This is a genomic window from Nocardiopsis sp. CNZ308 (assembly GCF_004217075.1).
The window spans coordinates 6,522,391-6,542,271 of record NZ_SHKJ01000001.1; the positions used below are offsets into that span (position 1 = coordinate 6,522,391).

Genomic DNA, 19,881 nt, shown 5'->3' on the forward strand with positions numbered 1-19,881 from the left:
GGGCGAGGGGTCCACCCGGCGACGGGCGCTCCCCGCACCGGTGGCGGCGGGCGGTCCGGCGCCCCGCCGGACGCGGCCCCGCCTCGCGGACCCACGACTGTCCGCGACCGCTGGAATACTGCCGCACATGCCCCTTCCCCTCCCCCTCCCGGCGGACCCCTCCTCCTCGACGCTCCTGCTGGACCGGGCCCGGGCCCAGGATCCCGGCCTCCGGCAGCAGGCCCTCGACCTCCTCGACGCGGTCGGGGCGCGGCTGGCCCTGCGCCACCGCGCCCGGGGACGGCTCATGTCCGACCTGGCGGACCGCTTCGCCTCCTCCGACCTGCCCGAGGCGTACCTGCCCTGGTTCTGGGACACGGTCGGCCACCGCCTGGCCGGACCGGACAGGAAGCGCGCGGGGTCGGCCTTCACCCGGGCGCGCGAGGCGGAGGCCGCACACGCGCTCCCCCTCGACCCCCACCACACGGTGGAGAACGCCCTGCTCTTCGCCCGGCACGGCGCCCTCGCCGCCAAGGAGCTGGGCGCCCACCGCGCCAGGCTCGCCGCACTCCTGCCGCCGCGGGAGGCGCACCGGGAGTTCCTGCGCTTCCTGGACTCCTGGACGGCCGGTGGCGCGCCGGTCCCCGCCGGGCTGCCCTCCGGGTTGCGCGCCTCGGCCGGGGCGGCGGGGCTGGGGGCGGCCGAGGAGGCGCGGGCCCTGGGCCGGGTGCTGGCCGCCTCCGGAGGGCGCGACGTCCCGGTGAGCGTGCTGGAGGCGGCGGACCGGGTCTTCGCCAAGGCACCGCCGTCCGAGGAGGACCGGCCAGGCCTGGCCGTCCTCTTCCCCGCCTCGGTCACCGACGGCTCCCCGTGGCTGCGCCTCCTGGAGACCACCGGCGTCGCCGAGGACATGGCTCAGGGGCGCCTGCGCCCGGAGGGCGGTTACGGCGCCTGGCTGTCGCGCTACTTCTTCATGTACGGCTACCGGTGGGTGGGCCAGGGCGTGACCAGGCAGCGGATGCCCGGGGAGCTGTACGCGCTGCTGGAGCGCATCGCCCCGCGCGTCCGCGAGGAGAAGGCCCCCGTGCGCCTCTACGAGGGCCGGTACCGGCACGGCCGCGTGGACGGCGAGCTGGTGAGGGCCTGTGAGTCCCACGGCATCGGGGTGGACCTGCCCGCGGGGGTCGGGCGCCCCCTGCGCGGGCCCCAGAACACCGAAGGCGGGACGAGGCCGCACCCGCGTTTCCTGGAGCAGATGAACGCCGAGGTCGAACGGGTCCGGGGCGGTCTGCTGGAGTCGGCGGGCAGGGGGCTCACCGAACTCGACGCCTGCCTCTCCCACGAGGTCATGCGGAACCTGGACGAGGTCGAGGAGATCCTGGACGGGCTCGACCTGGCCGCGCCGCTCGCCCGCACCCTCCGGTTCGGGGTGCCCGGCGAGTACGGGTGGCGGGCCTTCGAGGAGGCCGTGGCCGAGATCGGCGCCCGCGACGGCGGCGTACGGGGCATGACCTCCACCTGGCCGGTGCTGACCGTCTACGGCAGGGACGCGGCGGTGGCCGTGGACCACCGGGAAAGGCGCGGATCCTGCGTCTTCGCCCTGCCCGAGGACGCCGACGAGCACACCGTGCACTTCGTGGGCGGGGACTTCCAGGTGGCCTGGACCACCAGTGGGAGGAGCGACGGCCGGCGTTCGCAGCGGGCGCTGTGGTGCTCGGCGCCCGAGGACGTGTTCGACACGGCCTCCTCCCCGGCCCTCTTCGACTACGGCACCGCCCACTGCTACGACCTCGGCCTCGTCCTGGCCTCCCCGGACGGGGGCCGCTACGACCAGGACGGCGTCCTGCGCCCCGGGGACCGCAGGGGCGTCGCCCGAGTCGGCGACCACCTGGGCGACGGCACGCGCGTCTGGTCGAACACCGGCGAGGGCGACAGCGGCTTTCCGGAGGTGGACGCGGCCACCGGCGTCAGCGGAGACCACACCCGCCCCGACTTCCTCACCCCGGACCCCCGGCTCGATGACGCCGACTACCTGGACACGCGCCTGCACCTGGTCGGCCTGCCGGAGGGGGTGGACGGCTCCCCGCTGGGTTCGGCGGACGGGCTCGCGGGCTTCCGCGTCGTCTGGACCGGCCCCGGCGCGGAGGGGGACAGGAAGGCCCAGCGGGCGCTGGAGGGCACCGACGGACGGCGCGCCCGGCTCCCCGCCCACCTCGACCTCAGGTACTGGGGCGTACTGCGCATGCCCGGCGGTACCGCCGGAGGGCTGTTGGCCTACCGCTGGAAGGCGGGCCACACGGTGGTCCAGTGCCGGGACGCCGACGACCACTCCCTGATCTGGGAGACCTGGGCCTACCCCAAGGCCCGGCTGAGGAACCACGAGGACAACGGCCTGGTCCCCCTGATGCCGCCGCCCGCCTTCTGGCACTTCCTGTCCCCGCGCGACCCGGCCGCCTCACGCGCCCTGCGCCGGGTGGACGAGGCCACCGCGCGCCAGCTCATCGAGGCGGCCCTGCACGCGCCCGGCGCCGAGGACCCCTCGTCCCCCGAGTCCCTGCTCGCCTCCTCGGCCCGGACCTCGCCCGCCCGCGCGGCCGCCGTGCGCGAGGCCCTGTCCCGCCTGCTGCCCGAGGTCACCGACGAAGCTCTGCTCGACGGCACGGGCGGTGTGGTGTGGGCGGTGCTGTGGGCCGCCGAACTGCGCCTGCGCCGCGAGGAGGCGTCCCGGCGCACCGCGCTCGTGCGCGCCGGCGCGCTGACAGGTCCCGTCGCCGAGGCCACCGACGCGGACCTGGAGAAGGCGCTGGCGGGACTGTTCGACTCCCCGGAGACGGCGTTCCACTCCTCCTCCCGCGACCTGGCGGCCACGGTCACCGCCCTGACCGCCGACGGCGCACGACTGCGCGGGGGCATCGACGAGCACGTCCGCAGGCTGAGCCCGCCCGGCGCACCCGCGCGCTGGGACCCCCTGCTCGGCCGCACCGACGCGGTCCTGTGGCGTCTGGCCACCGGCGGCGCGGGCCCCCGCGAGCGCGGGGCGCTGGTGGCACTGCTGCGCGTGTGGGCCGAGCAGCCCTTCGTCGAACGGGGGACGGTGTGGGTGCGGGGCCTGGCCACCGGCGCCTCGCTCGCGCCCCTGCTGGCCTCCGGACGCGCCGTCATCGTCGAACCGCCCTCCCCCCTGCCGCGCGGGCACGGCAGGGCGGCGCGGCACTGGTCGGGGCGCTACCTGCCGGACCGGCGCTATGTCTACGTGCGCGCGGGGTCGGCACCCGTGCCGGAGGGCGCCGAGGAGCAGGACCCGGTGCGGATCGAACGCGACGAGGCCGCCCGGCTGCACCGCTTCCTGGAACTCCTCGACCAGCGGGGCCCGGTGGTGTTCGGCCCCGAGGCGGTCGCGGCCTTCCGCGCGACCACACGGGTCGCGAGGGCCACCGCCGAGTTCGTCCTGTCCGGGGAGTTCGGCCGATCCAAGGCCGCGCCGGAGAAGGGCGCCGCCCGCGCGGAGTACCAGAGGACGGGCGCGAGTCTGAGCACAGAGCAGCGCCGCCGCATGCTCGTGGCGGCCGTGCCCGACGACCCGGCCGGCCTGTGGGGGCCCGGCGGCACCGCCGCCGCGGCCGAGCGCATGGCCCGGGTGTGGGTCGAGGTCCTCGGGGCCCAGCCGACCAGGGCCGAACTGGCCGCCGCGAAGGCCGAGGCCGAGGTGCCGGACCTGTTCGCGGCGGACCTGGCCATGGCCCCCTTCTGGACCGGCCTGCTCGCCGACCCCTCCGGGGAGGGCCACGCCGCCGCCGACCAGCCCCGCCACCTGGTCCAGAACTCCTGGGGGAGCCTGGAGGTCCGTCGCGATGACACCAGGGAGAGGATCCACGGTGTCGGCGCCCTCGCCCTGCCCTTGCGCGACCCGGCCACCGTGCTCTCCTGGGCCGCGCTCCAGCTGCCGGTGGGCCATCCCGCCGCCGCGGGCGCGGCCCAACTGCACGCGCGCCTCTCGGCGGGGCTGCGCCGCCCCGGGTCGTACGTTCCGCTGTCCTGCGACGTGCCCGCCCCCGCGGTCCGGGCGTGGGCGGAGCGGACCGGGGCCGTCCCCGTCCGGGTCGGGCCCGAGCGCGCCCTCGAACCCGGCTCCGCCGCGTGGCCGATGCACGGCGACGGCGTTCTCGTCCTCCACGAGCCCAGGATGGACCGCCCGGTCGTGCCCGTGCTGCTGACCGCGGGGCTGTTCGACGCCGCCGCCGTGGAGCGCACGGTGGAGGCGCTGGCCGGGCTGGACCTGCACGACGCCGCCCGGGAGGTCCGCCGGGCGGCGGCGCTGTACGGCGGGCTGGCCCGCACGGCCGCGCGCGCGTCCGACACCCCGGTTCCGGCGGGCGGTTTCGAGGCCGACCCGCGCCTGAGCGTCCCGGACCTGGTGGAGGAGGTCGCGGGCGAACTGGACGCGGACGCCGACGCGGCGGCGCTGTACCTGCAACTGCTGACCCTGTCCCGGCCCACCGACCGCAACGTGCGCCGGTGGAACGGCTGGGCGCCCGCGCACCACAAGAGGACCGCCGCCCGCCTCCTGGAGACCGGCGCGGTCGAGCAGGGCAGGCGTTCGCGGGCCGGGCGGACGCTCTTCGTCCCCGGCGGCTGGACCGAGCTCAAGGCCCCGCACCTGCCCCTGGAGACGGCCAAGCTCGGCTCCCATCTGGCCCGGGCCAGGATCGACGGGCAGATCGAGGGGCCCCTCAACGGGGTGTGGCCCGTGGCGCCCGCGCACGAGATGTTCTCCCGGGCCTGGAGGGAGCGCGGCCTGGCGTGAGGGCGGGTCCGGCCCGGGCCCGTGGCGAGGTCGCCGGGCAGCCCCGGATTCAGCGCCCGCGGCGCCGACCCGTCGCGGCCAGCGCCCGATGCCACCACCCCTGGGCCTCGTTGGGCCTGCCCCGCCCCTGAAGCAGCACGCCGAGGTTGTACATGGCGGCGGTGTGGCCGAACTCTGCGGCACGGCGGTACCAGGTCTCGGCCTCGTCCTTGTCCCCCTCCCTGTGAAGCAGGAACGCGAGGTTGTACATGGCCTGGGTGTTGCCCTTCTTGGCAGCGCGCCGGTACCACACATCGGCCCCGCCGAGCTCGCCCCGGTCCTCCAGCAGGGACCCGAGGTTGTACATGGCGTGCGCGCTGCCGTTCTTACCGGCGGCGTTGCGGAACCAGGACTCGGCTTCGTCGAGCTGCCCCCGTCCCCGCAACAGGACGCCGAGGTCGTTCATGGCCTGGAGGTGTCCGTCCTCGGCGGCGCGGCGGAACCACCCCTCGGCCTCGTCCAGCTCACCCTGTCCCCGCAGCAGGGCACCGAGGTTGTTCATGGCGTCGGTGTGACCGTCCTCGGCGGCGCGGCGGAACCACCCCTCGGCCTCGTCCGCCTCGCCCCGGTCCTCCAGCAAGCTCCCGAGGTTGTTCATGGCGTCGGTGTGACCGTCCTCGGCGGCGCGGCGGAACCACCCCTCGGCCTCCCCCGGCTCGCCCCGGTCCTCCAACAGACTCCCGAGGTTGTTCATGGCCTGGGTACTGCCCGCGGCGACGGCACGGCGGTACCAGGGCTCCGCCTTGTCCTTCTCGCCCCGGACCTCGAATCTGAGGCCGATGCTGACCATGGCGTCGGGTTCACCGGCCTCGGCCCTTTCCCGCCACTCCCGGGGTACGTCGCCCCACTCGTGGGGCTGCTCGTCCCCGCCCTGTTCGCCGCCGGGCGGAGGCTGGAGCGCCGGGGGCGGGGACGGTGCTTCGGCCCGGGGTCGGCCGGGTGTCGCGGAAGAAGAGGACAGGGTGCCGTGGGAGGCGTCCTGCCACAGGCCCAGGAGGCGCTCGACCTCGGTGTCGGCGTCGGCGCCGCGGATCGCCTCCGCCAGGACCTCGGTGATCATCTCGACCGCGCCCTTGGGCGGCAGGTCCGGCTTGGTGAGGGTCTCATGGACCTTGGTGTGGGACATGGGCACCCCCTTGGCGTCCAGGGCGCGCTGGATCTGCCGGGAGGAAGGCCAGCCGGCCCGGTGGTGCAGCTCATGCAGCGCACGGTTGAGCTCGTCGAGCCCACCCGGGGGCAGATCGGGACGCTTCCAGGGCCGGGGCACGCCAGTCCTTCCGGATCGGTGCGGTCTGTGACAGAAACCGTCAGACATCCTGCCACCAGAGGCCTCACGGCGTCTTCCGCTGTCAATGATTGTCAGCTCTTGGCCGCTCCTGTACTGCCTTGTCAATACCGCCCCGGGCCCGGTTCAAGCTGATCGCGTCCCGATTCGCTCACCCCCTGGTGGAGGAACCCGATGCCCCTGCTCGCCGCTTCCGACACGGCCGTCGTGGACCTGACGGTCGCACTCCTGGGGACGGCCGACAGCTGGCCGCTCCTGCTGCTCGTGGTCCTGGTCATCGTGCCGGCGGTGTGGTCCCGCGACACCCGCCGCCGGCGCCGCGCCCGTCAGGTCCTGGGCCTGCTGCGCCCCCCGCACCGTCACCGCGGCGACGAGGAACCGCGCCCGTAGGCGCCGGTGGGCTCCTCGGGCGCCGACGGCGCCCGAGGAGCCCGGGTCCACCAGGGCCCGGGTGGCCCGATGACGACGCGGTCGGCCCCGTCACATCCCCTGCATGTACCGTGCGGTGGCGCCGAAGAGGTACCTCTCCAACCTCTCCTCCGCCAGACCCTCCTGCTTCGCGGTGTAGAGGGCGAGCCTCGCCATGTCGCTGACCAGGTTCGGCCCCGTCAACAGGTAGGACTGCCCCGGGGGCGGTGCTTCGGGTCCGATCTGCTCCAGGACGAACACCGCCATGCGGACCGGTTCCAGCGAGTCCAGGGCGGAGGGGTAGCAGCGCTTGAGGTCCTCGAGGTATTCGCGTACCTGGATGCCCGGTTCGTGGCCGGTGAACGCGTACTCCATAACATTTCTAAAGAAAGCGGACAAAACTCCAACAAAGGCCGCACCCGCCGTCTCGACGTCCGCCCGGTGGTCCTCGATGCGCCCGCCGCGAAACAGGCAGTCCAACAGCACGCGGTGCGCCGCCATGATCTCCGGTGGCACCGGCCCCCTCCTCGCACTCGCCGATATGACGACACATCATGTCGTGGCGTTTCCCCGCACAGGGGAGAACCGGACCAGGTGTCCGGAAGCGGCCACGGTGCGACTCAGGATTCGGCGTGACAGGAACAGCGCGGCACAGTAGAACGGCATCGAAGCCATTGGTACGGCGGCTTTTCTGGTAACCGGTGGACAGGGCCCTGAGGCGATCACGTTCTCCTTCGGCTCGTTCGGCGCGAATGGAGAGGGGTCCGGGCTGTGAGTAGTGAGAAGCGCGAGGTCTGGGGAATTCTGGAGGTCAGGGCGATCACGGAGGGGGAGGACCGCGAGGCCGGGGCGCTGAGGTGGCGTGGTTTCCAGGCCACACATCCGACCTACGAGGAAGCGCTGTCGTGGGCCCACCACGGCTCGGCGGTGTTCGGGCGCCCCTCCGACACGCGCTTCCCCCATCCGACGATCAAGAACGCGCAGGTCATCGTCGACCAGGGCTCCCTGTTCATGGTGTTCCCGATCCCGGCCGGGGCCGACCGACGGGAGCACTCCGAGAGGATCTACCGTGCGGCTCCCCAAGAGTGGCTGGGCAGTCTGCTCGGCGTCTGACCGGGCCTCGCCGGGGGTGCGGGCGCCGTCGGGTGCGCCCGGTACGGCCCCGGGGCCGCGGGCTCCAGGCCCCGGAGTCCGCGCACGGCCGGGCGAGGGGTTAGAGTGCCCCGCATGCCATCGGATGACCTCTCCCAGCCCGGCCGCCACGACCCCGGAGAGGGCCGGGCGGGCCGCGCCGTCCTGGTCACCGGTGCCGCCCGGGGCATCGGCCGGGCCGTGGCCACCGCGTTCGCGGAGCTGGGCGACCGGGTCGCCGTGCACTACGCGACCCGCCGCACCGAGGCCGAGGCCACCCTGGCCGGGCTCCCCGGCGAGGGGCACGTCCTCCTGCGGGCCGACATCGCCGCCCCCGACGCGGCCGCCGACCTGGTCGAGCGGGCGGGCGCCCGCCTGGGCGGGCTCGACGTCCTGGTCAACAACGCCGCGGTCAACACCGCCCACCCCCTGGCCACGACCTCCTACGAACAGTGGCAGCGGGCGTGGCGGACCACCATGGACGTGAACGTGTTCGGCGCCGCCAACACCAGCTACCTGGCCGCACGGCACATGATCGACCACGGGGTGCGCGGCCGCATCGTCAACGTCGGGTCGCGGGGCGCCTACCGGGGCGAGCCCGGCCACCCGGCCTACGGCGCGAGCAAGGCCGCCCTGCACTCCCTGGGCCAGTCGCTGGCCGTCGCCCTGGCCCCGCACGGCATCACCGTGGCCTCCGTGGCGCCCGGGTTCGTGGAGACCGAACGCGTGGCCGACCGCCTCACCGACCGGGTGCGCGCCGACAGCCCCTTCGGGCGCGTGGCCTCCCCCGAGGAGGTCGCCGCGGCCGTGCGCTACCTGGCCTCGCCCGAGGCCGTGTGGTCCTCCGGCGCCGTCCTGGACGTCAACGGCGCCTCGTACCTGCGCTGACCGGCGCGGCCGGGACGGGAAGCCCCCGCGGGGCCTCCACTCCCGCGAACGAATTCCGCGAAACACCTGACGGGGAGGCGGCGCGGGTCTAGTGTGCTGGGTGCCAGCCGCACGACCCGCTTCCGCAGCACGGTTCCCGGATCGCCCCCAGGTGAGGCCATGCCCGAACACACCGAACCCCGCACCTTCGACGCCGTGCTCCAGGAGTTCCAGCGGAGAAACCCCGGCTGGACCCTGCGCTGCAACCCCGGCGCCGTCCCCGGCCGCCGCTGGGCGGCGGACAGCATCGAGCTGCTGACCGCCGAGGAGATCGACTGGGGTTTCAGGAACACCGTCCTCGGCCCCGAGATCGCCACGGTGCAAAAGCGCCTCACCCGGGAGCGGGAGGCCCTGGAGCGGTGGGAGCGGGCCCGTCAGGAGGAGTGGGACGACTGAAGGGGCCGGGGAGGCCGCCCCCGCGTCCTGAGGCCCGCGCCCCGAGGAGGCCGCCCCGGCCTGCCGTTCCCCGTCCGGTGGCGCGCCCGGCCGGAGGAGCCACGCCCCGCACGGCCTGAACGTCAGTCGCAGCAGTTGCAGCACTCACAGCAATGACAGCAGTTGCAGCACTCGCAGGCCTCACACCAGGAGCTCCGCGGTTTGCCCGACCACGGCCCGGGGTGGGGGTCGCGGCAGCAGAACTGGCATGTTCCGCACATGAACAGCGCCACCGCGCAACCCGCCAGGACGCCCCTCGGCTTGGGCGGGTGCCGGAGCTCGGGGGTGTCGCACGAACAGGAGTCGCAGCAGCCGCTCTTCTTCCGCGCCCCACCCGAACCGGAACCCTCACCGCCGGAGCCGCCCCCGTGCCCTCCGCCGTGGTGACCGCCCCCGTGCCCGCCGTGGGCCCCGCTCCCGTCCTCTCCCCACTGGTGGGGCGGCTGCTGGTGGTAGTGGTGCTGGTGGTTGTGGTGCTGACCCTGGTGCGGATACCCGCCGTGGGCGAAGACGCGGTCGACGGCCCGGCGCAGCTCCACCACCAACAGCGCGCGGACCAGACGGTCGTCGACGAACTCGGCCTCCTCCAACGCCAGCCGCACGCCCAGGACGGCGTCGTCGCACAGTTCACGGGCCCGGCCGAGCCCGGTGCCGGTGGCCGTGAGCGGGTTCCAGGCGCCCTTGCGCCCGTCCTCCTCGCGGTCCTCCACCGCGTCCAGCAGGTGGGCGACGCGGCCGAACAGGCGTCCCGCCTCGCGCAGGGGTCCGGCGTTGGCGGGCCGTCCCGCCAGGACGGCGGTGTGCGCGAACGCCTCGCCGGTGGCCTCCTCGGTCGGCCGGGTCACCGTCAGGACGTCGGTGCCCGGTCCCGCCGAGGACTCGGCCTCACGCTGCCGGTCGACCACCGCGACCAGCCCCGCGCCGTCGAACCCGAGCCCGGCGCCCGCCTCACGCGCGTCGCGCCGCCAGCGCTCGGCCACCCGTCCGGCGAGCGCGCGCACGCCGCGGCGGGCGTAGGGGCCGTCTCCGTCCTCGATGTGGTCGGCGATCTTGGCCGAGGCCAGCATCAGCGACACCGCCGCCGCCAGGCGCGCGCCGGAGCCGTCGGCGACCTCGGCCCCGCGCATGCCGCGCAGGGGGCAGCGGCCCGCCCGGCGCGTGCCCGCGCACGCCTCGGACTGCGCCGAGGCCAGGACCGACACCACCAGGCCGTCGTAGTTGGTGGCGATCCGGGACGCCTGGCCGTGGTCGTCGCGCAGTGCCAGGCACAGCCCGCACATGTGCGACATCCACTCCTCGGCCAGCCCCTCGGACAACGTGTGCCGACAGGGACGCAGGATTCCGAACACGTGCTGACACCTCGTCTTCCGACGCCACGGCGGTGGCGGACTGTGCTGAACACCGGGGTTCGATGCCCGCTCCGCGCGGGAGGTTCCGGCCGTTCGGACTCCTTCCGCACGGCTTCGGTGCCACGCTCCCGTTCGCGCGGCCGGACTCCGGCCGCCGGGGTCGGTGCCCGTGCGGCGGGGCGATCCGAGACGAATGGACGGCACTGTCTCTCACATCGGCCACAAGTGGAGGATTGTCTCCGTTTAGGCCGTAGCGTGCACGACGAGGACCCCGCACGGACCCGACGTGCGGCGGCTGACGAGGGGGACCAGAACAGTGAGTCAGATGCGCGCGGCCCTGTACGACCGGTACGGCGGCCCGGAGGTGCTGTACGAGGGCACGGTCGCCAAGCCCGGCACCGGTCCGGGAGAGGTGCTGGTGCGCGTGCACGCCGCCAGCGTGAACGGCGGCGAGCTGCTGGGCCGTGCGGGCAGGGTGCGCCCGGTGACCGGGCTGGCCGGGAGGGGCTTTCCGAAGCGGACCGGGATCGACTTCGCGGGCGAGGTGGTCGAGACGGGTTCCGGCGTCTCCGAGTACGCGCCGGGGGACCGGGTGTGGGGCGCGCTGCCCAGAACGTTCGGCAGCGCGGCCGAGTTCGTGGCCGTCGCGCCCCGGCAGCTGGCCCCGGCACCGGCCGGAACCGGCCTGGTCGAGGCCGCGGCCCTGCCCGGCGTCGGCACGACGGCCGTCACCGCGCTGCGGGACAAGGCCCGCCTCGCCCCGGGTGAGCGGCTGCTGGTGCGGGGCGCGAGCGGCGGGGTGGGCAGCGTCGCCGTCCAGCTCGGCCGGGCCTACGGCGCCCACGTCACCGCGCTGGCCGGGGCCGGGAACCTCGACCTCGTGCGGGAGCTGGGCGCCGACGAGGCCTTCGACTACACCAGCACCGAACCGGAGGACCTGCCGCCGTTCGACGTCGTCCTGGACACGGTGGGGACCGGAATGGGCGCCTACCGCAGGCGGCTGACCAGGAACGGGCGCATGGTCACGATCACCTTCGACACCAAGCGCGTGCTCGCGTCGCTCTCCTACGTCGGGGCCTCGGCCGTCTTCGGTCCGCGCCGGATCCGCGCGTTCAGAGGCGACCCCGGACACGAGCTGTTCGCCGAGCTGACCCGCCTGACCGAGTCCGGAGCCGTGCGCCCCGTCGTGGACAGGGTCCTTCCCCTGGCCCAGATCGCCGAGGCCCACCGGGCGCTGGAGGCCGGAGGGATCCGGGGCAAGGTGGTGGTGCGCGTGGTCGAACCGCGGGCCTGAGACCGGCGCCCGCGACCGGTTCGGCGGTCCGCGAGCGTGTCGCCCGTCCGCGCGGGCGGCACGCCCACCACCTTCCCGGCGCACCGGCGTGCACGCCGCACCCCCCGCGAAGGCGCGGGGCACGCCGACCACGCCCGGAAAACAGGTGGTGCGGAGCGGCCGCGCGGGGGACACTGTGGTCCCCGTCGTCAGGAGAAGCACGTGCCCACCGACCACGAGCGTCCGCCCCCGCTGCCGCGACCGATCACCGGCGTCTTCGTCCGCCACATCATGCAGACCGCGTGCCCCGGGTACTTCGCCATGGTCTGGGTGGACGCCGAGCCCCTGCCGGAGGAGGCCGCCGGGGACTTCGCGTTCGTCGACGACCTTCCCCCGACCTGCCGGTACACCGGGGAACCGCTCCCCCGGGAGTTCGTCGAGGCATTCGCCGAGGCCGCGCGCGAGACGTGGCGGGAACGGGAGGACGGCCGCCCCGCCTTCGCCGCCCGGATCGTGCTGCGCGACGCCCTGTGGCACTGGACCGACTCCAACGTCCGGAGTTTCCAGGAGGCGGGACGGCTCGCCGCGAGGGAGATCCTGAGCTGCGCCGCCGAGGGCCGCGAACCGAGGGAGGTCGGGCGCAGCGCCCGGCGCGACCGGCCGGTCCCGCCGATGCCCAGGACGCCGCCGCCCTCCGGCACGGCCCCGCCCGTCTGAGGCGGTCGGCGGCGCCCGGCCCCGCCCGGGGAGAGCGCCGCCCGTGAGGACGGGCGGCGCACCGGGCCTCCGTCAGGGCCGGACCCCCGCGGCGCGGGAGGCCTCCTCCAGCCACCCCAGGTACCAGCCCGTGAAGGTCAGGGGTGCTCCGTCCCCGCCGGTGAGCGGCTTGAGGTCCTCATCGTCGACACGGCCGTCGCTCCACATCCGCCCGGCCTCGGGGCCGGTCACGACCAGCCACTGCCGCAGCGCGCAGCCCAGATGGCACAGGCACAGCGCGCCGACGGTACGCTCCTCGGCCCACAGCAGGTCCGCCATACGCGCGTCCCAGGCCTCGTAGACACGGTCGAACTCCTCGGCGTCCCCGAAGTCCTCCTCGACGGGCTCCCCGGCCCGCAGGGCCGCCAGGGTCTCCGGGCCGGGACCGGCGGCCGGGAACGGCTCCGCCAGCCGCGCCGGGGCGGCCAGGTCCGCGCCGTCGCCGTGCCACCGCCACCGGCCGTCCGCCCCCCTGGCCAGGGGGAAGAGACCGTGGGCGGGCCCCGCTCCGCCGGCGCCCACCCTGAGCAGGAACTCCCGGTACCCCGTGGGCAGGCGTGCGCCCCACTGCCCCTCCGCCTCGGCCAGTTCCTCCGGCGTCAGCGGTTCCAGCAGTTCGAAGCGGTGGGAACCGGCGCCGAAGACCTCCCGGGCACCGGGCGCCCGCGCCAGTTCCCGCACCCGTTCGCGGACTCCGGCCCACACATCCGTACTCGTGTCCATGGCGGCATCGTAGGAAGCCCCGCCGACAGTGCGGCGGCGACGGGACGGAGGGGCGGCCGGGAGGCGCTATCGTCCGGTGGGGCCGCAACCGTCCCGGCACGCCGCGGGAGCCCCGTCCCGCGGCCGCACACAGTGAGGAAGAACCGGCTTGCACACGAGCACCACACCGCCCGGGTCCGCGCGCCCCGACCGCGGCGGCGGCATGCCGCGCTGGCTCCCCCGGGCCATGCTGCTGGCCCTGTGGCTGGTCACCGCGTTCGGCCTCGCCCTGTGGCTGTTCGTCCGGTTGCAGAGCCTCATCATGCTGCTGCTGATCTCGCTGTTCCTCGCGCTGGCGCTGGAACCCGCGGTCAACTGGCTCCACCGGCACCGCTGGCCGCGCGGGCCCGCCACCGGGCTGGTGATGCTCATGGTGCTGGCGCTGACCGTGGTGTTCCTCAGCATGCTCGGGTCGATGCTGGTCGGCCAGATCCTGGCCTTCGTCTCCGAGATCCCCGCGATGATCCGCGCCGCGCTGGACTGGGTCAACACCACGTTCGACACCTCCTACTCCCCCACCACCCTGCTCAACGAGATCTCCAGCGTCAGCGGGTTGGTCGAGCAGTACGCCTCCGGTATCGCCAACAACGTCTGGGGCGCGGGGACGACCGTCCTGGCGCTGCTGTTCAACGCGCTGACGATCGCGCTCTTCACCTTCTACCTGTGCGCCGACGGCCCGCGCTTCCGCCGTGTGATCTGCTCGGTCCTGCCGCCGCGCACCCAGCGCGAGGTGCTGCGGGCCTGGGAGATCGCGATCGCCAAGACGGGCGGCTACCTCTACTCCCGGGCGCTGCTGGCCCTGGTCTGCTCGGCCGCGCACTACGTGGCGCTGGTCGCGCTGGACATCCCCTTCGCGTTCGCCCTGGCGCTGTGGGTGGGCGTGCTGTCGCAGTTCATCCCCACCGTGGGCACCTACATCGGCGGGGTGGTCCCGGTGCTCGTGGCGCTGATGGAGGGCATCTGGCCCGCCGTGTGGGTGCTGGTGTTCATCGTCGTGTACCAGCAGTTCGAGAACTACCTGCTCCAGCCGCGCATCACCGCCAAGACCCTGGACATGCACCCGGCGGTGGCGTTCGGCTCGGTCCTGGCGGGCGTTGCCATCCTGGGGGCGCCCGGCGCGCTGCTCGCGCTGCCGATGGGTGCGAGCATGCAGGCGTTCCTGGGGACCTACATCCGGCGCTACGCGGTCGCCGAGCACCCCCTGCTCTCCGACGCCGAGGAGGACGGGAAGGGCGAGAAACCGTCCCCGTCCCCGGCGGCCCCGGCGTCCGAGGACGACGGGGGCGACGCGCCTCCCCCCGGTCCGCGGGAGCGGGAGGGCGGGGAGGGGCCGTGACCGCCCCTTCCCCGGCCGTGCGGGCCGACGCGGGGCCGTGATCCGCAAACCCGGGGGAAACGGGGAGCACTCCGACCCGACCGCCCCGGTCCGCGCCGTCTGAGGAGATGACGGACACGTCCGTTTCGGCACCAGAAACACCCCGTGGGATCGAGTACCGTTCTGGTGCGGGCCGACGTGAGGAAAAGAGCGGTCGACATGGACATCCTGCGCAGGAACAACGTCACCGTCACCGGTGCGGCCGACGGGCCGACGGTCGTGCTGGCCCACGGGTTCGGCTGTGACCAGAACCTGTGGCGCCTGGTCGTCCCGGCCCTGGCCGAGCGGTACCGGGTGGTGCTGTTCGACTACGTCGGTTCCGGAGGGTCGGACGCCTCCGCCTGGAGCGAGGACAGGTACTCCTCCCTGGAGGGCTACGCCCGGGACGTGGTGGAGGTCTGCGAGGCCCTCCACCTGGAGCGGGCGGTGTTCGTGGGGCACTCGGTCAGCGCCATGGTCGGCGTCCTGGCCTCGCGGGCGCTGCCGGAGCGGATCCGGGCGCTGGCGATGGTGACCCCCTCCCCCCGCTACATCGACGACGAGGGCTACCGCGGCGGCTTCACCGCGGCCGACATCGACGAACTGCTGGCCTCGCTGGAGTCGAACTACCTGGGCTGGTCGTCGGCGATGGCACCGGTGATCATGGGCAACCCCGAGCGGCCCGAACTGGGACAGGAGCTGACCACCAGCTTCTGCGCCACCGACCCCGACATCGCCCGGGTCTTCGCCCGCACCACCTTCCTGTCCGACAACCGCGAGGACCTCGAGGGCGTGGAGGTCCCCACCCTGGTCCTGGAGTGCGCCCAGGACGCCATCGCCCCGCCCGAGGTGGGCGCCTTCATCCACGCCGCTATCCCCTCCTCCACGCTGGTCACCCTGGACGCCACCGGCCACTGCCCGCAGCTGAGCGCGCCGCGGGCCACCGCGGCGGCGCTGCTGGAGTTCCTGGAGTCCCTCCGGGGCGCCGGATGAGCGGGGAGACCGGGCCTCCGCTCGGCAACGGCTCCGCCACCGACGCGGCCCTCAGCGCACTGCTGGAGGACAGCGCCGAGGAACTCTACGAGTCCGCGCCGTGCGGCTACCTGTCCACGCTCATGGACGGCACGGTCGCCAGGATCAACGCGACGCTGCTGAGGTGGCTCGGTCTGGAGCGCGCCGCCGTGGTGGGCCGCATGCGCTTCACCGACCTGCTCACCGTGGGCGGCAGGCTCTACCACGAGACGCACTTCGCGCCCCTGCTGCACCTGCGGGGCGAGGTCAACGGCATCGCCCTGGAGATGCGGGCGGCCGACGGCGGCCGCCTTCCCGTGCTGGTCTCCTCCACCGTCAAGCGCGACGGCGGGGGACAGCCGCTGCTGGTCCGCACCACCGTCTTCGACGCCACCGACCGCCGCTCCTACGAGGAGGAGCTGCTGCGCCGCCGCAGGGAGGCGGAGCAGGCCCGCGCCGAGGCCGAACGGGCCCGTGAGGAGGCAGAGGAGGCGCACCGGCGGGCCGAGGCGGACCGGGCGCGTCTGGGGGAGGCGCTCGTCATCCTCCAAAGGGCCCTGCTGCCCGACACCCTGCCCGACGTTCCGGGCATGGAGGCCGCCGCCTACTACCACACCGCCTCCCCCTACCGGCTGGGCGGCGACTTCTACGACCTCTTCCCGCTCGGTGACGGGCGCTGGGCGTTCTTCCTCGGCGACGTGAGCGGCAAGGGGCCCGAGGCCGCGACCCTGACCTCCCAGGCCCGATACGTCCTGCGCACCACCGCCCTGCACTCCTCCGAACCCGCGGACGCCCTGGGCACGCTGAACACCGCCCTCCTGGAGCGCTACGCCGACAACGGCGACCCCCGTTACTGCACCGCCGTCTTCGGCGTCCTCGAACCCGACGGCGACGCCGGGTACGTCCGTGCCCGCCTGGCCTTCGGCGGCCACCCTCCGGCGCTGGCCCTGCGCGGGGACGGCCGGGCCGAGTTCCTGTTCGCCTCCGGCGGGATGCTCGTCGGCGTGCTGCCCGACGCCCACTTCGCCACCGTCGAGACCACCCTCGCCCCCGGCGACACCTTCGTGCTCTACACCGACGGCCTGACCGAGGCCCGCACCGGTGCCGGGCCCGAAACGATGTACGGCGAGGAGGCCCTGCTCTCCTTCGCCGCGCGGCACGCCCCCTCCACGGCCCGCGGCGTCGTCAGCGCGCTGACCGAACTGCTGGAGGGTTTCGGCGAGGGCCTGGAGGACGACACCGCCATCCTCGCGCTCGGCGTCCCCGCCCCGCCCTCCACCGCCCCGTCCGGAACCGGACACCACACGATGAGCGGTCCACGATGAGTACCCTGACCGTCACCCGCCGAGACAGCGCGACGGGTCCCGTCCTGGACGTGACCGGTTCGCTGGACTACGACCACGCCGCGACCCTGCGCCACGAGGTCCGGCTCCTGGCCCTGGACTCCGGCCAGTGCCTGTCCATCGACCTGTCCGGCCTGGACTTCTGCGACTCCAGCGGTATCAGCGCCCTGCTGGCCGCCCGTCAGCACGTCCTGGCCGCAGGGGCCGACATGGTCCTGTTCTCCGTCCCCGCCAACACCCTGCGCATCATGACCATGGTCGGTCTGAACCGGGTCTTCACCATCCACCCCGGCACCGCCTGACCCGCGGCGGGCCCTGCGGCCGACAGGGTTCGGCCGGTGCCGTCCCGTCGCTTCGGCGGCGACCGAAACGACGCGGCCCTAGCGTCGCCGTATGGCTTCCCGAACAGCACCCGGCAGCGGATCCGCCGACCGCGACCGCCCGCCTCCGCGCCCCGGCGCCGACCTCCCGGCAGAGCCGGAGAGCCCCGGCGAGCGGTTCCGTGCCCTGCACCTGCGGGGCGCTCCCCTGCTGCTGCCCAACGCCTGGGACCACGCGTCGGCCGCCGCCCTGGCCGCCGCGGGGTTCCGCGCCGTGGGGACCACCAGCCTGGGTGTGGCCGCGGCGGCCGGGCTGCCCGACGCCCGAGGGCTCGCGCGCGAGGAGACGCTACGGCTCGCCCGCGGCCTGTCCCGGCTGGACGTGCCGGTCAGCGTGGACGTCGAGGGCGGCTTCAGCGCGTCACCGGCACGGGTCGCCGCGCTGGCCGCCGAACTGGAGCGGACCGGGATCGCCGGGATCAACCTGGAGGACGGCCTCGCTGACGGCGGGCTCGCCGACACCGGACACCAGCGGGCGGTGATCCGCGCGGTCAGGGAGGCGGCGCCGACGCTGTTCCTCAACGCGCGCACCGACACCCGCTGGCTGCCCGGCCACGCGGAACAGACCGCCGACCGGGCCGCCGCCTACGAGGAGGCCGGTGCCGACGGGGTGTTCGTGCCCGGCCTGCGCGACGAGGAGGAGATCGCGGCCCTGGCCGCCGCGCTGCACGTCCCGCTCAACATCCTCCACTCCCCCGACGGCCCGCCGCCGCGGGTCCTCGCGGACCTGGGCGTGCGGCGTGTGAGCTGCGGTTCGCTGCTCTTCCGCGCCGCCCTGCACGGAGCACTCGCCGCGGCCGAGGCGGTGGCGTCGGGCCTTCCCCTCCCCGAGGGCATCCCCGGCTACGGGGCGGTCCAGGGCCTCGCGCGGCGGTTCGACCAGGGCTCCGCGGAGGGATGAGGCGCACGGGGCCGCGTTCCGCACGGCGAGTCACGCGGCACGTCCGAAGGCGGATGCCCGAGGACGGGGGCTTCGCGGTCGGGGGCGCGGTGGAGGGCTCAGCTGTCGCCGGTGTCCAGCAACCGCTCGAAGCGGCCCGCGGGGTGCGCGCGCGTGGGCATGGCCTCCACGAACGGCAGCAGCTCCCGCTCGGCGACCCCGTGGATCCGGCGCAGCTCGGCCACCGGGTCGGGGTGCTCGTCCACCCTCAGGTCCAGGTGGGGATAGGGGTGGCCGGTGTGCACGTACAGCGCGGCGCTCTGTCTGCCGCGCCTGTCGCCACCGGCCGCCTGCCCCGCCTCCAGGGCGCCCAGCAGCCGCCGGTCCATCCGCTCCCCGGCACCGGCCTCGAACCGCTCGACCATCGCGTCGAGCGTGTCGGCGCCGGTCAGGATGTTTCCCGCCACCGCGTACCCGTCCCCCACCCCGTGGCCGCACCACGGGTGCGCCTGCGCGCCGGTGTGCGCGGCGGCGCGTCCCTCGCGGTCGACCACGGCGACCTGTCGCGAGTCGGCGTCGGGGTCGGCGTCCAGGACCCGGCGCAGCGCCTCCTCGGCCGGGTGGGACCGCAGCAGCTCCAGGGCGTCCGCGCCCAGCAGCGGGTTGATCAGCGCCTGTGTGGCGACCGCCCCCGCCTCCGCGTGCGCGAACACCGACAGCGCGCCGATCGCCGGGAAGCGGCTGCTGACCGCGACACCGCACGTTCCGGTGGCGACGTCGTAAGCGACGACGGAGAAGGTGCCTGCGTACAACCGGCCTCGCTCTCGTAGGTTCGGGTGGATCGGACGCCCGGCCGGTGCGGTGGGGCTTCAGCGCGATGGGGCGCTCCCGCCGGGGCCGGAGCGCTCGTGCGGGCCACGGGAAGGCTACCGTGCGGGAGCTCATCGCTGAACGCCCTCGCCCGCACCGGGGACCCGGACGAACGGGGATTTCCACTTCGCCCCGGCGCTTTCCGTGCCGCTCTGCTTGACTGGGCCCATGCCTGAGCTCTCCCGCGATCTGCTGTTGGAACTGGCTGGCCGGAAGTCCTTCGACCGGGGCCTGGACTACCTCGGACGGATGTCGGGGCTACGCCGGGACGCAAAGACCGTGCGCGCCACCGTCCGCGGACAGCGGCGCTACCGGGTGCGGCTCACCGCCGAGGGAGCCTTCTCCTGGCGCTGCGACTGCCCCTGGGCCGAGGAGGGCAACTGCTGCAAGCACGTGGTCGCGGTAGGGCTGGTGCACCTGTACGAACGCGAGCACGGCGGAACCGCGTCCTCCGTACCCGATGTCGCCTCCTACCTGCACACCCTGGACCGCGAACGGTTGGTGGAGCTGCTGCTGGAGGAGGCCGACCGCTCCCCCGGGCTCACCCTGGACCTGGAGGCACGGGCGGCGGTGGCGGTCGGGAACTCCGAGGCGCTGCGGACCCTGTTCGAGGGCGCGTTGCACGTCACCGAACCGGTTCCCTGCGAACAGGCGGCCGAGTACGCCCGGGCAGTGTACAGCGCCGTGGACGCGGTACAGGAGCTGGAGCGTTCCGGCCGGATCGAGGACTCCATGGAGTTGTTCAACGCGGTGCTCTCCTTCACCAGTGAGGCGGAGGAGATGGTGGAGGACCCCGACGGCGAGGTCCTGTCGGCGTTGGAACGCCTGCACGCGTAAGGGCGGACGATTGCGCCGTGTCTGGTGCTGGCCGCCCGAAACCATTCCGCACACGCTC

Annotated in this window: 18 protein-coding genes; 13 read left to right on the top strand and 5 right to left on the bottom strand. The window is 74.4% G+C overall.

Going from position 1 to position 19,881, the window contains the following annotated elements; genetic code table 11:
* Nucleotides 1–127: 127 nt before the first annotated feature.
* Nucleotides 128–4,783, top strand: coding sequence for a hypothetical protein (locus EV372_RS28080; protein ID WP_130398547.1), 4,656 nt, complete (start codon nt 128–130; stop codon nt 4,781–4,783).
* A 49-nt stretch (nt 4,784–4,832) separates the two neighbouring features.
* Here the strand turns inward: EV372_RS28080 and EV372_RS28085 are convergent, their stop codons facing one another.
* Nucleotides 4,833–6,089 carry a tetratricopeptide repeat protein gene (locus EV372_RS28085; RefSeq protein ID WP_130398548.1) on the bottom strand — a complete coding sequence of 419 codons (1,257 nt, stop codon included), beginning with the start codon at nt 6,087–6,089 and terminating at the stop codon, nt 4,833–4,835.
* Between the two features lie 192 nt (nt 6,090–6,281).
* Here EV372_RS28085 and EV372_RS28090 point away from each other — a divergent pair, with 192 nt between their 5' ends.
* Nucleotides 6,282–6,497, top strand: coding sequence for a hypothetical protein (locus EV372_RS28090; RefSeq protein WP_130398549.1), 216 nt, complete (start codon nt 6,282–6,284; stop codon nt 6,495–6,497).
* A 90-nt stretch (nt 6,498–6,587) separates the two neighbouring features.
* Here EV372_RS28090 and EV372_RS28095 read toward each other — a convergent pair whose 3' ends face one another.
* Complete coding sequence (locus EV372_RS28095) at nt 6,588–7,031, bottom strand: hypothetical protein (protein ID WP_130398550.1); 444 nt, start codon at nt 7,029–7,031, stop codon at nt 6,588–6,590.
* A gap of 255 nt (nt 7,032–7,286) precedes the next feature.
* Here EV372_RS28095 and EV372_RS28100 point away from each other — a divergent pair, with 255 nt between their 5' ends.
* The 3 genes from EV372_RS28100 (at nt 7,287) to EV372_RS28110 (ending at nt 8,969) form a co-directional block, all read left to right on the top strand.
* On the top strand, nt 7,287–7,628 hold the full coding sequence (locus EV372_RS28100) for a hypothetical protein (RefSeq protein ID WP_130398551.1): 342 nt from the start codon (nt 7,287–7,289) through the stop codon (nt 7,626–7,628).
* 114 nt (nt 7,629–7,742) lie between these two features.
* The gene (locus tag EV372_RS28105) at nt 7,743–8,534 is read left to right on the top strand and encodes an SDR family oxidoreductase (RefSeq protein ID WP_130398552.1); all 792 of its coding nucleotides are present in this window, start codon (nt 7,743–7,745) and stop codon (nt 8,532–8,534) included.
* 159 nt (nt 8,535–8,693) lie between these two features.
* Nucleotides 8,694–8,969: a hypothetical protein gene (locus tag EV372_RS28110; protein ID WP_130398553.1), complete on the top strand. Its 276-nt coding sequence runs from the start codon at nt 8,694–8,696 to the stop codon at nt 8,967–8,969.
* Between the two features lie 122 nt (nt 8,970–9,091).
* Here EV372_RS28110 and EV372_RS28115 read toward each other — a convergent pair whose 3' ends face one another.
* Complete coding sequence (locus tag EV372_RS28115; RefSeq protein ID WP_130398554.1) at nt 9,092–10,357, bottom strand: DUF5685 family protein; 1,266 nt, start codon at nt 10,355–10,357, stop codon at nt 9,092–9,094.
* A gap of 325 nt (nt 10,358–10,682) precedes the next feature.
* Here EV372_RS28115 and EV372_RS28120 point away from each other — a divergent pair, with 325 nt between their 5' ends.
* Complete coding sequence (locus EV372_RS28120) at nt 10,683–11,651, top strand: NAD(P)-dependent alcohol dehydrogenase (protein WP_130398555.1); 969 nt, start codon at nt 10,683–10,685, stop codon at nt 11,649–11,651.
* A gap of 201 nt (nt 11,652–11,852) precedes the next feature.
* Complete coding sequence (locus EV372_RS28125) at nt 11,853–12,347, top strand: hypothetical protein (RefSeq protein ID WP_130398556.1); 495 nt, start codon at nt 11,853–11,855, stop codon at nt 12,345–12,347.
* Nucleotides 12,348–12,419: 72 nt separating this feature from the next.
* On the opposite strand, the gene EV372_RS28130 is transcribed toward EV372_RS28125, so the two are convergent.
* Nucleotides 12,420–13,109 (bottom strand): SMI1/KNR4 family protein, encoded by a 690-nt coding sequence (locus EV372_RS28130; RefSeq protein WP_130398557.1) that lies wholly within the window; start codon nt 13,107–13,109, stop codon nt 12,420–12,422.
* Between the two features lie 148 nt (nt 13,110–13,257).
* Here EV372_RS28130 and EV372_RS28135 point away from each other — a divergent pair, with 148 nt between their 5' ends.
* The 5 genes from EV372_RS28135 (at nt 13,258) to EV372_RS28155 (ending at nt 18,137) form a co-directional block, all read left to right on the top strand.
* Nucleotides 13,258–14,484 carry an AI-2E family transporter gene (locus EV372_RS28135; RefSeq protein ID WP_372497197.1) on the top strand — a complete coding sequence of 409 codons (1,227 nt, stop codon included), beginning with the start codon at nt 13,258–13,260 and terminating at the stop codon, nt 14,482–14,484.
* 198 nt (nt 14,485–14,682) lie between these two features.
* Nucleotides 14,683–15,495 carry an alpha/beta fold hydrolase gene (locus EV372_RS28140; protein ID WP_130399163.1) on the top strand — a complete coding sequence of 271 codons (813 nt, stop codon included), beginning with the start codon at nt 14,683–14,685 and terminating at the stop codon, nt 15,493–15,495.
* Nucleotides 15,492–16,838: a SpoIIE family protein phosphatase gene (locus EV372_RS28145; RefSeq protein ID WP_130398558.1), complete on the top strand. Its 1,347-nt coding sequence runs from the start codon at nt 15,492–15,494 to the stop codon at nt 16,836–16,838. The genes EV372_RS28140 and EV372_RS28145 overlap by 4 nt, the downstream gene beginning before the upstream one ends.
* On the top strand, nt 16,835–17,158 hold the full coding sequence (locus EV372_RS28150) for an STAS domain-containing protein (protein WP_130398559.1): 324 nt from the start codon (nt 16,835–16,837) through the stop codon (nt 17,156–17,158). Before EV372_RS28145 ends, EV372_RS28150 begins: the two co-directional genes overlap by 4 nt.
* A 91-nt stretch (nt 17,159–17,249) precedes the next feature.
* Nucleotides 17,250–18,137: an isocitrate lyase/PEP mutase family protein gene (locus EV372_RS28155; protein WP_130398560.1), complete on the top strand. Its 888-nt coding sequence runs from the start codon at nt 17,250–17,252 to the stop codon at nt 18,135–18,137.
* A gap of 98 nt (nt 18,138–18,235) precedes the next feature.
* On the opposite strand, the gene EV372_RS28160 is transcribed toward EV372_RS28155, so the two are convergent.
* Complete coding sequence (locus tag EV372_RS28160; protein ID WP_130398561.1) at nt 18,236–18,928, bottom strand: DUF1028 domain-containing protein; 693 nt, start codon at nt 18,926–18,928, stop codon at nt 18,236–18,238.
* A 226-nt stretch (nt 18,929–19,154) separates the two neighbouring features.
* Between EV372_RS28160 and EV372_RS28165 the strand changes: the two genes are divergently transcribed.
* Entirely contained in the window at nt 19,155–19,823 is a 669-nt protein-coding gene (locus tag EV372_RS28165) for an SWIM zinc finger family protein (protein ID WP_130398562.1), read from the top strand.
* Nucleotides 19,824–19,881: the final 58 nt, after the last annotated feature.

Excerpts from the sequence above, each read along its gene's own strand:
- EV372_RS28105 (WP_130398552.1), top strand. The coding sequence starts at position 7,743 with ATGCCATCGGATGACCTCTCCCAGCCCGGCCGCCACGACCCCGGAGAG.
- EV372_RS28080 (WP_130398547.1), top strand. The coding sequence starts at position 128 with ATGCCCCTTCCCCTCCCCCTCCCGGCGGACCCCTCCTCCTCGACGCTC.
- EV372_RS28110 (WP_130398553.1), top strand. The coding sequence starts at position 8,694 with ATGCCCGAACACACCGAACCCCGCACCTTCGACGCCGTGCTCCAGGAG.
- EV372_RS28120 (WP_130398555.1), top strand. The coding sequence starts at position 10,683 with ATGCGCGCGGCCCTGTACGACCGGTACGGCGGCCCGGAGGTGCTGTAC.
- EV372_RS28155 (WP_130398560.1), top strand. The coding sequence starts at position 17,250 with ATGGCTTCCCGAACAGCACCCGGCAGCGGATCCGCCGACCGCGACCGC.
- EV372_RS28090 (WP_130398549.1), top strand. The coding sequence starts at position 6,282 with ATGCCCCTGCTCGCCGCTTCCGACACGGCCGTCGTGGACCTGACGGTC.
- EV372_RS28140 (WP_130399163.1), top strand. The coding sequence starts at position 14,683 with ATGGACATCCTGCGCAGGAACAACGTCACCGTCACCGGTGCGGCCGAC.
- EV372_RS28165 (WP_130398562.1), top strand. The coding sequence starts at position 19,155 with ATGCCTGAGCTCTCCCGCGATCTGCTGTTGGAACTGGCTGGCCGGAAG.
- EV372_RS28145 (WP_130398558.1), top strand. The coding sequence starts at position 15,492 with ATGAGCGGGGAGACCGGGCCTCCGCTCGGCAACGGCTCCGCCACCGAC.
- EV372_RS28130 (WP_130398557.1), bottom strand. The coding sequence starts at position 13,109 with ATGGACACGAGTACGGATGTGTGGGCCGGAGTCCGCGAACGGGTGCGG.
- EV372_RS28150 (WP_130398559.1), top strand. The coding sequence starts at position 16,835 with ATGAGTACCCTGACCGTCACCCGCCGAGACAGCGCGACGGGTCCCGTC.